An 11,970-nucleotide genomic window follows, 5' to 3' on the forward strand; every position below is an offset into this window, starting at 1 on the left:
CCAAGGGCCGCGCTGGCGGCCTCCGGGCCTTCTCGGTAGTCGTCAGCGGCTATTGCAAAATCGTTGATATGAAAATCGGTAGAAAGATGCAACAGGCGTTTTGATCGTGCATCCCACTCGTCCATCTCCCATATCGACGATTCGGGTGCGTCAGCCTCACTGAGCGCTCGGTCAAGCGCGAGCTGGCCGATGAAGACTTTCCGCGGGCCTTTCCTTTTACAAGTACCAATGCGTCTTTCACAACACGCCACCTTCGGATGAAGGCTGCACATTATGTGACTGAAAAATGGCCGCAAGAGGCGAGGCTTTACTCAGTCGAAGACCTCGCTCAAGTCGGCCCGTTTCTCTTGCATCGTCAGTTCACCCAACTTGCGTGGATTCCCACACGTCCAGCATGAGCAAATCTTGCCATGGTTGGCGAACAGGCCGGCGTTCCGCTCGGTAGTGCTCCAACACTCATGAACTTTCTGCTTGGCGTAGAACCGCGCTTTGATACGGCGGGTGTCGTGGCGCCTTTGTGCTCTCGTCATATCCGTCTCCAATAGCCAGATATGACGAAGCCCCGGCAGATTTCTCTGGCGAGGCCATGGGGTCTATCCCCGATGTGAACAAAAATAACAGGATGGCGAAATCGTCGGTCATACGGCCATGTGATGTCAAGCTGGCTCTGCGAAAAAGTGCCCTTCATAGTCCAAGAGCTTTCCCGCAGCGTTTAGATGCCTCGCGCATCATACCTTTAAGTGCACCTCGCCCCCCTTCCACCACCGCCGCCGGGTTCGCTCCGGGTGGGCCTCGGGGCCCTAGCAGTTCACACCCCAGAATTCCTGGGGCAGCACGATCATATCGGTGAAGCGTTTACTTGAGCACTGAGCAGCCTAGGAATGGCCCAGGCCATCACCGCATCGATCACGAACAGCTTCGGCGCGTGGCTCGCGATCAACGGGTGCCGTTTGGCGATAGCCCGGACCTCGCGGCACGCGGTGCGTACTGTACTTAGCGACAGCGCATCCCAGTGCCGAGGCTTCAATAGTCTGTGCAGCCTGGCGTAGATCCAGCAGTCAGCTACCGACTTCCCCCGGGCCGGTTCTGACATTTCAGAGAGGAAGCGGGCATGATAAACAGAGAAGTCACTCAAAACTCACGCACATGAAAAAGCCCGGATCTCTCGAAACCGGGCTAAGTCATTGAATATATTGGTCGGGACGGAGTGATTCGAACACTCGACCCCTTGCACCCCATAAGGGTAAATCGCCGTCCAGCCACATCCCAAGAGATTCAATCTTCCAAACTAAACCCAATGAATACGAGCATCTTAGCCGTTTCGCTGTCCGATAGCATCCGATAAGATCCCTCTGCAGCCAATCCTAATTCACTACCAATTCACTACCAGCGTGTGCCCATGGCAAACCTTACGGACAAAGCGATGAAAGCCAAGCCTGGGGCGACCCACAAATGGCTGAGCGAGGTGGCGATCTGGGGGCATGGCACCCTGCTCGCTCGAATCACCCCGGGTGGTGATCGCCTTTTCTATTTTCAGTACACCAACGGTCAATCGAAGCGCTACTCCCTTCCCATTGGCACCTACGGCCCGGGTGGCGACGGCGCAACTATGACACTATCAGAAGCGCGTCAAAAAGCGATGGAGCTTGCTAGCCTGCATAAATCGGGGATAAAGGATATTCGCGAGCATCTCGAAGCTGAAGAGCTAGCGAAAACTGAAGCCAGAGCCGCAGCTATTTCCCGGGCGGAAATCGAGAAAGCTGCAGCCGTTGCGCATCAGCTCGCCCTTTCGTCCAGAAAGTCCGTGGAAGGGCTATTTGAACAATGGGCGAAAATAGACTTGGTGAACCGTAAAGATCAAGGCGCTGAGGTTCGCAGAATGTTTCGAAAAGACGTGTTACCCATCTTGGGATCTATCGCAGTGGCGGACATAAAGAAAAGCCACATCACCGAGGTCACTGACGCACTCCTCGCACGAGGTGTGAACCGGATGGCGAAGCTGATTTTCAGCTTATTACGCCAGATGTTTCGGTTTGCGCTTGACCGCGATCTGATAGATCACGATCCAACAGCAACGCTCCGTAAAGCAAAAATTGGTGGTAAGGATGTAGAGCGGGATCGAGTACTGTCGAACGACGAGATCAAGCTGCTAGCAAAAAAAGCGCCGAACGCCGGGTTGCTGAAGACAACTGAGGCAGCAATCTGGATTGCGCTTTCGACCTGCTGCAGGGTTGGAGAGCTACTTTCTGCTCGATGGGAGCACATAGACTTCGAACGCAAGACTTGGCTGATCCCGGCTGAACACAGCAAAAACGGCAAGACTCACACGGTGTCCTTGTCTGAGTTGGCGCTGGCCCAGTTTAAGCGTGTTTACGCAATAAACTCCGCGCTCGCATGGTGCTATCCCAACGTCACCAATAACGGCGCAGTCAGCTCCAAGACGGTTACAAAGCAGCTTGGTGACCGGCAGAGGCTGACGGAAGACAGCATCATTGCCGGCAGGAGCGCCAACTCAAAAGCCCTACTGCTGCCTGGTGGAAAATGGACGCCCCATGACCTTCGACGAACCGGCGCAACAATGATGACTGCTCTGGGAGTTTTGCCCGAGGTAGCTGAGCGTTGCCTCAATCACTTAGAAGAGAACAAAATCAAACGCACTTACCAGCGCCACAGCTACCAGTCAGAAATGGAAGACGCGTGGCGTCGACTAGGGCAACACCTTGAGGCGCTTATAAGAAGCACAGAAACAGTATCAAGTCAGCTACCTCAAACGGAAGACCTAAGCGCTAGGTCTATTGTAGCTAAGGCCATTTACAGCGACGTCAAATGAGGCAGAAGCAACTTAAAAGGCTGTCCTATCATCAGAATTTGCTTTGTGGCTGAACGGGCTTGCAGGAACGGGTTCCCAGCAGCTTCAGATCGCCCGGTCTACTGGCCGGGCGAGCTCATTTTTTTTGCCCTTGACTCACGAATTAGGCAGCTTATGCGATAGGAAATCACGGATGTACTCAGCCACTTCTGGCCCGTGGGTTTCCAGAGCGAAGTGACCGGCATCCAAAAGATGCACTTGCGCCGATGGGATATCCCGACGATACGCATATGCGCCTGGCGGGATGAAGGCGGGATCATGCTCGCCCCAGACCGCCAGCAAGGGCGGCTGGTACTTACGGAAATATTCTTGAAAAGCTGGATACGCTGCCACATTGGTGCGGTAATCGAGAATCAGATCGAGTTGAATTTCTTCTGCCCCGGGGCGGGCCATGTAGAAGATGTCGAGGTTGTAGCCGTCCGGAGAAAGCTTCGCCGGATCGGCGCCCGTACCGTATTGCCAATCCCGGATAGTGTCCGGCGACAGCGAGGCGCGACACGCTTCGCGGTTGGCCGTTGACGGGTCCCGCCAATAGGCTTGCCAGGCATCCCACTGATCGCTGAAGCCTTCAAGATACGCGTTGCCGTTCTGGCTGATGATTGCAGACACCTTGTGCGGGTTGGCCGCTGCAAGGCGAAAACCGGTGGGGGCGCCATAGTCAAACGCATAGAGGCTGTATTTTTCCAGCCCCAAGGCCTCGGTGAATCCTTCTATCACTTAATAGAGATTCTCGAAGGTGTAGTCGAACTGACCACGAGGCGGCGCTTTGGTGTTTCCGAATCCCGGCAAATCCGGTGCAATCAAACGGTATTGTGTTGCCAGCAGCGGCATTAAGTTACGGAACATATGGCTAGACGTAGGGAACCCGTGAAGTAGCAGGATCACGGGGGCATCTTTGGGGCCAGCTTCGCGGTAAAAGACCTCTACCTCGCCGACTTTCTGGGTATGGAACGTAGTACGGAACGCGTTATCGGTTGCACCTCCCCTCACCTCGTCACCGGAGCGCGGCGCTGCGATAACGACCGATGAAGTGAGGGCGCACACCGCACCTGCTGCTGAAGCGAGTAGAACGTTGCGACGACTGACGGTTGCCGATCCTGAAGCAATAACGGCGGCGTTACGTGGATCGAGATTATTCATGATCTGGACTCGGTGTGTGGGGTTACGACCGATTCTAATCATTGCTATACCTGTCAAGAATAACTAACAACAACAATTGACCATTGCAGATGACGCAATACCGGTAGAATAATTCGCTACGTCGACACTACCTTCCCCACAAGCGGTCAGGAGGCCCATGGACCGGATTCAAGACATGACCCTTTTCGCCGCGCTGGCCGAACGGGCAAGCCTCGCTAGCGTTGCGCGTCATTTTGGTTTATCAACCGCTACAGTGACCCGGGCATTGTCGAGGCTCGAACGGCGTTTGGGGGTTCTGCTGGTAGTGCGCACCACGCGAAGCCTTCGACTGACCGAAGCTGGGGAGCGCTTCGCGCTCGATTGCCGCCGGTTGCTTGCCGATCTTGACGCAGCGGAAAGCGCAGCATGCGGAGCGCATGCGCAACCGAGCGGGTTGCTCACAGTCACAGCGCCGCAGATGTTCGGAGCCCTGCACGTAACCCCTGTGCTCACCCGGTTTTTAAGCCAGTACCCGTTGATAGATATTCGTGCCGTCCTGGTTGACCGCGTGGTGCATATGCTGGATGAAGGCATCGATGTCGCTGTACGAATCGGCGCGCTACCTGATTCAACCCTGACGGCAATTCCCGTAGGGAGCGTGCGCCGGATGGTCTGTGCCTCGAGCACCTACCTGGCAACGCACGGTGCGCCGCAACACCCAGACGAGCTGCGGCAGCATTTGACCATCTCGACTGCCACCGCCGAACGAGCACCTTAATGGCCGTTCCGGATTGATGGAAAGGACCATTGGGTGGATGTCAGCACCAGATTGAGCGTCACGTCTTTCAATGCCGCCATCCGGGCGGTGCAAGATCATTGGGGGCTGACCCAGGTGCCGTCTTACCAGATCAATGAGCATTTACTGGCGGGAAGGCTCAAGTGCGTTCTGGAACCGTTCGAGATTTCACCTGAGCCCGTTCATATCGTCTACGTGGAGGGGCGCCGCGCCTCGGCCAAAGTGCGCTCCTTCGTGGACTTTTGCGTGGAGGTGCTAAGGCGGGACCTACATTTCAACGCGTGATAAGCAGTACAATCGGTCACCGCAAGCAGCCAGGAGTCCAGTGAGTGTCATCGCAGCCATATACATCGCCAATAGGCCAGGATTGGAACCCTGTCGGTCAGTCAGAGGCCAACTTGCGCGAATCAATCCTGCAATACATCCGCATTCGCATCGTCTCCGGCCAAATCCCCTCAAATCAGCTACTCACGGTCCCTTCTCTGTCCAAGCAATTTGGCGTTTCCACCACGCCTATCCGAGAAGCGTTGCTGGAACTCAGTAACGCGGGCCTGATCGAGCCTCGACGCAACAGGGGCTTCCAGGTGCGTGAAACTTCTCCCAAGGAGCTCAAGGACATCTTCGCTATCCGCGCGCAGCTGGAAGCGTTCGCCTTATCACTGATCGATAGTTGTACTGCCGAACAAGCCGACCAGTTGAACGCTTTGGCAGAACGTGTGGCGGAGGCGGTTCGTAACCTGGACACCGTTGGCTATATTTCCAGCGACCGAGATTTTCATGATCGACTGATCATGCTGGCGAACAATCCGAAACTGGCGCAGATCATCATGGAGTTGCGCGATAACATGCGTTTGTATGGAATCGAGACGCAAGCAGGGCTGGAGCGTCAGCAAAAATCCGTCGAAGAGCACTTCGAACTGATACGGTTGTTGGTCAATGGCCAAAATGCTCAAGCCTGCAAGCTGATCCAACAGCACATCCTCGACTGGCAACCGATCTTCCTGAACGCACTGGAAGGCAACAGCCAGATCGTACAGGGTCGCGAATAGCCCCCTATGATCGGCGCCAGTCAATAAGGGGCAGCTTCTTCCCTCCCGCCCCCTGCCAATCGGCAATAGCGACAGCCAAAACTTATGGAATCGCGCGCACCAGGTAGCGCGCACCCTATCAGCGCACCCATCTCGTCATTTTTCGGCCCACCGCACAATTTTGGCCCGCTTCCGTTGGCTAGTGCTCATTTACGTAGGTCGCCAATAGGCATGATTCATGCTTACCATGTAATGTGTGACGCGCTACTCTTTTGGCGCATACGTATTCATGGAATCGTTGATGGCAGAAAAATTCCGAGGCTATTGCACCCTGTGTCGATCCAGGTGCGGCTCGATCAACCAGGTCGAGAATGGCCGACTGATAAAAGTAACCCCTGATCCGGAGCATCCAACCGGTGGTGCGCTGTGCGCAAAGGGTCGCTCCGCCCCCGAGCATGTGCGCAGCCCGCTTCGCCTGACCCACCCCATGAAGCGCTGCGCACCGCGCGGCGCCGTCGATCCCGGTTGGGTCGAGATCTCCTGGGATGACGCCCTGAGCACCATCGCCAATCGCCTGACCAAGACTCGGGCGGCTCGAGGCGCTGAGGCCGTTGCCTTCGCCGTGACCACGCCGAGCGGAACGCCCATGGTGGACAGCTACGAATGGGTCGAGCGGTTCATCCGCTGCTTCGGTAGCCCCAACCTCATCTATGCCGTCGAGGTGTGCGGCTGGCACAAGGACTACGCCCACGCCCTGACCTTCGGGCGCGGCATCGGCGTACCCGACGTGGACCACGCTGATACGGTGGTGCTGTGGGGGCATAACCCGGCACGGACCTGGTTGGCGCAGGCCACGCGGATCGCAGCTGCGCGCCAACGCGGGGCCAAACTGGTGGTAGTCGATCCCAAGATGGACGGTTCTGGCGAACAAGCTGACCTGTGGATGAACGTCCGGCCAGGTGCCGATGCCGCCTTGGCACTGGGTGCGATCAGGCATTTGCTGAGCAGCAACCGCTTTGATGTCGAGTTCGTCAACCAATGGACCAGCGCGCCGTTTCTTGTCGACCTCGGCACCGGTCTGCTGCTGCGCGGTACCGACCTCGGCGACACGAGCGACTCTCCGCTGGTTTTCAGCTCCTGCGAGAACAAGGCGATCCCCTGCCCCGCACCATCCCGGCTTGAACAGGCTGACCTGCGCGCAGAAGGCAGCCTGATTACCGCAAACGGTCAGCTGACACATTATGCCAGCGTGTTGCTGCTGCTGGAGCGCTCGGTCGCCGTCTACGACGCCGAATACGTCGCGAAGCTCACCTGGATCGACCAACACAAGGTCGAAGCTTTCAATGAGCTGTTCTGCGACGCTCCGAAGCTGGCCTACCACGCCTGGACCGGTGTCGGGCAGCATTCCAACGCATCGCAGACCGAACGGGCGATAGGCACCCTCTATGCGCTGACTGGCGCCTGTGATCGCCAGGGCGGAAATCTCTGGACCGTGGCACCGCCATGGCGAGTCATGAACCAGTATGACGCGCTGCTGGATGCCAGCCAACGCGCCAAGGCCCTAGGCCTCAAGGAGCTACCGCTAGGGCCGCCACGCCTGGGCTGGATCACTTCCCGAGATTTTGCCAAGGCAGTGTTGCAGGGTGATCCCTACAGGGTCACCGATCTCATGTCCTTCGGCACCAACCTGCTCGTGTCGCAGGCCGAAACAGCCAGAAACCAGCAAGCCCTGCAGTCGCTCGAATTCCATGTCCATGTCGATATGTACATGAACCCTACCGCCGAGAACGCCGACATCGTGCTTCCCGCAAGCATGCCGTGGGAGCGCGAGGCGTTGCGCTGCGGCTTCGAGATATCCCAGGCCGCGGTCGAGCACATACAGTTGCGTCCCAAGATGCTCCCGACCTTGGGGCAATGCCGCTCCGACATGGAGATTGCCTTCAGTCTGGCGCAACGGCTCGGGTTGCAGAAGGCCTTCTTCGACGGCTCCATCGACGCCGCCTGGAACTACCAACTCGAGCCCCTGGGCATCACGGTCGATGAACTTCGGGCCCATCCTGAGGGCCTGCGCTTTCCCCAACCGTTCGCATACGAAAAGTATCGAGCACTGGACGGTGACGGTGCGCCCAAGGGGTTCAATACCCCCACCGGGCGCGTCGAGCTCTACTGCGAGGCCCTGCTGAAGATCGGTCAACCGGCATTACCCACGTTCGTGGAGCCCTTTGGGTCGCCGTACAGCAACAGCGCCGACTCGGCGTTCCCGGTCGTACTGTCCACGGCTAAATCCGGTTGGTATGTGCACACCTCGCACCGCCATATCGCCTCGCTACGACGCAAGGCTCCGGCTCCCCAGGTGCAGATATCCGCCCAGCTTGCCCGAGCCAGCGGCATCGCCGAGGGCGACTGGGTGCGCGTCGATACCCCCACAGGCTACGTCCACCTGCAGGCGAAGCTGGATGCGCGGCTCCATGAAAAAGTCGCTATCGCCGACTTTGGCTGGTGGCAGGCTTGCGAACCGCTGGGCCTGTCGGCGTCCAGGCGCCTGGGCGACGGTTCGGCCAACATCAACGCCATCCTTGAAGACCGGCATCGCGATCCCACCAGTGGCTCCGTCCCCTTGCGTGCGGTCAACTGCCGGATCAGCGCCGCGGCGGATCTGAATCAAGGGCGATGGTCTGGTACCAAGGCAATGCGCCTGTCGTCCAAAACCCTGGTATCGAAAGATGTCATGCACTTGGTCTTCCAACCCATGGACGGCGCGCCATTGCCGGACTTTTTGCCCGGTCAGCACGTCACCGTGCAGTTGCCCGATGGCCCCCTCAAGCGCAGCTATTCGTTGATCGGTTCGAACAAGCAACCAGGGGCTCTGGAACTCGGCGTGCGCCTTGCCAATGCCGACGCCCTGCCAGCAACCTCGATGTCCGCGCGCCTGCATCAGCTGGCAGTCGGCAGCACGGTCATGCTGTCGGAACCGAGTGGGGTATTCACCCTTCCGACCGAGTCATCTCGACCTTTGGTGTTGATCGGCAGCGGGATCGGCATAACGCCCTTCGTCGGCTATCTGGAAGCGTTGCTGGCGAGCGCCCAGAGCCCTCCCCGGGTGTTGCTGATCAATATCTGCCGGAACAGTCATTTTCACCCGCTCGCGGCTCGCTTACGCGCGCTGACTCGCGCCTGCCCCAGGGTAGAGTCGATCACTGTCTACTGGGACCCGCTGGCTGACGACGAACAGGGTACGCACTACGACTACACCGGCCGCATCGACTTCGCCTGGCTTGACGATGCACTGCTCGCAGCCCGCCCGCTCGCCTATCTATGCGGGTCGCCCTCATTTCTGGAAACCACACGACAAGGCCTCTATGGCCGGGGCCTCGCCGACTACGAGGTCTTTGATGAAACCTTTAGCGTCCAGACAACGGTACCCAGCGGGCTTGGTCCGCAAACCGTGCAAATAGAAGGTGAAGAAGAAAGTTTCACTTGGAAGCCCGAGGTCGGCACCTTGCTAGATGCCGCGGACAAGGCGGCTATTGCCCTGCCCAGCGGTTGCCGTGTCGGCCAGTGTGAAAGCTGTTCGGTGCAAGTAGTGTCAGGAACAGTGGCGCACCTCTCACCGTATGACGGCCCAAGTGACAGATGTTTGACCTGCCGTGCAGTCCCCCTTACGCCCCTCGTCTTGAGACGATAACTATCCATATGCAAGCCAGGCCTTGTACAAAGGCCAATGAGGTATTCGATGTCGACGTTAAGCCATAAGTCCGGTTATGAAGCGCAGGCCAAAATAGGATTGATCGAAAGATTCTCACAACGGATTGTCTACTACGCGGAACGCTGGTTTCCCGATGCGTATGTCTTTGTCGTAGCGGCTTGCGCGGTCGTCGCACTGGCCGCCTTGGCCAATGGCGGACAGCCGCTGGCAATCAGCAAGGCCTTTTCCGAAGGGTTCTGGAGCATCATTCCCTTCACCATGCAAATGGCGTTGGTGGCGATCAGCGGTTATGTGCTGGCGATGTCCCCACCCGTTGCCAAATGCCTGCGCAAGCTGGCCGCCGTGCCTAAAACCTCGCGTAGCGCGGTGGTCATGACCGGCGTATTGAGCTTGCTGCTGTCGTTGATCAACTGGGGGCTGGCGCTGATTTTCTGCGGCCTGCTTGTCCGAGAGATGGCACGTCGCACAAACCTGCGCCTGGACTACCGCGCGGCTGGAGCCGCTGCCTATCTGAGCCTGGGTTGCGGCTTCACCCTTGGCATGAGCTCTTCCGCGGCGCAGTTCCAGGCCACTCCTGCCAGTATTCCGACCTCACTCATGCCCATCACCGGTGTGATTGGTTTCGACCAGACGATTCTGACCTGGCAAAACCTGGTAGTGATCACGGTATTGACGCTGATCTCGGCGCTGGTCTGCTACCTGACATCACCCAGTGACAGCCAGGTAAAAACCGCACAGGACCTTGGCATCGACCTGGGCGAAGACAGCCTGCCCGCCTTGAAGCGCCAACGGCCAGGCGACTATTTCGAGTTCTCGCCGATATTGACCCTGGTCGTGTTGGCGCTGGCTTCGGGCTGGCTGTGGGAGACCTTCAAAAGCGGCAACCCACTGATCAGCCTGTCGCAATTGAATACCTATAACTTCGTGTTCCTGCTACTGGGCTTGCTGTTGCATTGGCGCGCAAGAAGCTTTTTGGAAAGCTTCGTCAAAGCCATGCCGAGCATTTCCGGCGTGCTCCTGCAGTTTCCATTTTATGGTGGCATTGGCTTCATGTTGACCAAGGTGATGGGCGCGGATGGACATTCGCTGTCGGACGCCATCGCGCATTGGTTCGTGAGTTTCGCCAATGACCCTGGCACGTTCTCGTTCCTGGTCAGTGGTTATTCGGCTGTGCTGGGCTTCTTCATTCCCTCTGCGGGCGGCAAGTGGGTGATCGAAGCACCTTACATAATGTCCGCGGCAAACGACTTGCACGCTCATCTGGGCTGGACGCTGATGGTCTATAACATCGCCGAGTCCTTGCCGAACTTTCTCAACCCGTTCTGGATGCTGCCATTGCTAGGGATCCTGCGGCTACGCTCGAAAGACTTGATCGGTTATACGGTCATGCAGTTCATGGTGCACTTCCCCATCATGATCCTGCTCGCCACCCTGCTGATGTCGACCTTTACTTACATCGCGCCAGTGATCCCGGCGAAGTAACACTTACCCGCAACCTGAATACACAAACGCCTTTGGGCGTCTCACCATCACTAAAAGGGGTAATCCCGATGAAAGCGTTATTTCTCGGCTATGGTCGGATGGGCAGTGCCATTGGCAATGCGTGGCGCGAGGCGGACCTCGTCGAGCAGGTGATAGCCGTGGATCCGGGATTGCCCAACTGTGAGCAAACCTTGGTCTACCCTACCCTGGAAGCGGTGCCACCAGAACCTTTCGACATTATCCTGGTCGCTGTCAAACCGGCGCTGGTCGCTAGCGCCTTGGCCGGCCTCGGGGAAGCGCTCTGCGCCCAGGCGGTTGTGATTTCGGTGGCTGCTGGCATCCCCCTGGCCGTGCTGGAACAGGCGCTCCAGGGTCGTTGCCCCGTTGTGCGGGCGATGCCCAACACTCCAGTGCTAGTGGGTGCGGGTTGCACCGGACTGTTCGGCGGCAGCCGACTCACCGTAGCGCAACATCAGCTGGTTGGTCGCTTGTTCGCCGCCGTGGGCAGCGCCCATTGGGTTGACCGGGAAACACAGCTCGACGCCGTGACTGCGCTGTCCGGAAGTGGCCCAGCCTATTACCATCTGTTCAGCGAAGCATTGGCCCAGGCTGGGGTGGCCCTAGGTCTGCCTGCGGAACTGGCACGCCGGCTGGCAGCCGATACGGCGTTTGGCGCTGCGTCGTTGCAGCGCAGGCCCGAGGCTGACTTCGCGGCCTTGCGACTGGCCGTGACTTCTCCCAACGGCACGACCGCCGCGGCAATCGAGGTATTCGATCAGGACCAAACGCTTCGCGCCCTGGTTCTGAGGGCGGCCACTGCGGCCGCCGTGCGGTCGCAGGAACTGTCACGGGGCGAATGAGCGCGCGTGGCATCATCCTTTGCAAATGCCTCCTCTGTGGTGAAAGTCATCGACTTGATCGGGCGCCGAATACCTAGGGAACGGCCGTTGTAGCGCCCTATCCAGACCTG

6 protein-coding genes, 1 tRNA gene and 2 pseudogenes are annotated in these 11,970 nt (G+C 58.2%); 6 read left to right on the forward strand and 3 right to left on the reverse strand.

Annotation, left to right across the window (positions count from 1 at the left end):
• Positions 1-311: 311 nt before the first annotated feature.
• Together HAQ05_RS14125 and HAQ05_RS14130 are read right to left on the reverse strand one after the other, a co-directional pair.
• Complete coding sequence (locus HAQ05_RS14125; protein ID WP_190421637.1) at positions 312-530, reverse strand: hypothetical protein; 219 nt, start codon at positions 528-530, stop codon at positions 312-314.
• A gap of 664 nt (positions 531-1,194) precedes the next feature.
• Positions 1,195-1,269 (reverse strand) — tRNA-Ile (locus tag HAQ05_RS14130).
• 130 nt (positions 1,270-1,399) lie between these two features.
• Here HAQ05_RS14130 and HAQ05_RS14135 point away from each other — a divergent pair.
• On the forward strand, positions 1,400-2,830 hold the full coding sequence (locus HAQ05_RS14135; RefSeq protein ID WP_190421639.1) for a site-specific integrase: 1,431 nt from the start codon (positions 1,400-1,402) through the stop codon (positions 2,828-2,830).
• A gap of 135 nt (positions 2,831-2,965) precedes the next feature.
• Here the strand turns inward: HAQ05_RS14135 and HAQ05_RS14140 are convergent.
• Positions 2,966-4,009 (reverse strand): annotated as a pseudogene (locus HAQ05_RS14140) (alpha/beta fold hydrolase).
• Between the two features lie 157 nt (positions 4,010-4,166).
• Between HAQ05_RS14140 and HAQ05_RS14145 the strand changes: the two are divergent.
• The 5 genes and pseudogenes from HAQ05_RS14145 (at position 4,167) to proC (ending at position 11,860) form a co-directional block, all read left to right on the forward strand.
• Positions 4,167-5,069: pseudogene (locus HAQ05_RS14145) on the forward strand (LysR family transcriptional regulator).
• Positions 5,070-5,182: 113 nt separating this feature from the next.
• Positions 5,183-5,833, forward strand: a complete 651-nt coding sequence (locus HAQ05_RS14150) for a GntR family transcriptional regulator (RefSeq protein ID WP_190421641.1) — start codon at positions 5,183-5,185, stop codon at positions 5,831-5,833.
• 280 nt (positions 5,834-6,113) lie between these two features.
• Positions 6,114-9,497, forward strand: a complete 3,384-nt coding sequence (locus HAQ05_RS14155) for a molybdopterin-dependent oxidoreductase (RefSeq protein WP_190421643.1) — start codon at positions 6,114-6,116, stop codon at positions 9,495-9,497.
• A 48-nt stretch (positions 9,498-9,545) separates the two neighbouring features.
• Positions 9,546-11,000, forward strand: a complete 1,455-nt coding sequence (locus HAQ05_RS14160) for a short-chain fatty acid transporter (RefSeq protein WP_190421644.1) — start codon at positions 9,546-9,548, stop codon at positions 10,998-11,000.
• 68 nt (positions 11,001-11,068) lie between these two features.
• Positions 11,069-11,860 (forward strand): pyrroline-5-carboxylate reductase, encoded by a 792-nt coding sequence (proC, locus tag HAQ05_RS14165; protein ID WP_190421646.1) that lies wholly within the window; start codon positions 11,069-11,071, stop codon positions 11,858-11,860.
• Positions 11,861-11,970 lie beyond the last annotated feature (110 nt).

This window comes from Pseudomonas typographi, assembly GCF_014694385.1.
In the GTDB taxonomy this organism is placed as follows: domain Bacteria; phylum Pseudomonadota; class Gammaproteobacteria; order Pseudomonadales; family Pseudomonadaceae; genus Aquipseudomonas; species Aquipseudomonas typographi.

Coding starts and splice junctions, on each gene's coding strand:
- HAQ05_RS14155 (WP_190421643.1), top strand. CDS start 6,114: ATGGCAGAAAAATTCCGAGGCTATTGCACCCTGTGTCGATCCAGGTGC.
- HAQ05_RS14125 (WP_190421637.1), bottom strand. CDS start 530: ATGACGAGAGCACAAAGGCGCCACGACACCCGCCGTATCAAAGCGCGG.
- proC (WP_190421646.1), top strand. CDS start 11,069: ATGAAAGCGTTATTTCTCGGCTATGGTCGGATGGGCAGTGCCATTGGC.
- HAQ05_RS14160 (WP_190421644.1), top strand. CDS start 9,546: ATGTCGACGTTAAGCCATAAGTCCGGTTATGAAGCGCAGGCCAAAATA.
- HAQ05_RS14135 (WP_190421639.1), top strand. CDS start 1,400: ATGGCAAACCTTACGGACAAAGCGATGAAAGCCAAGCCTGGGGCGACC.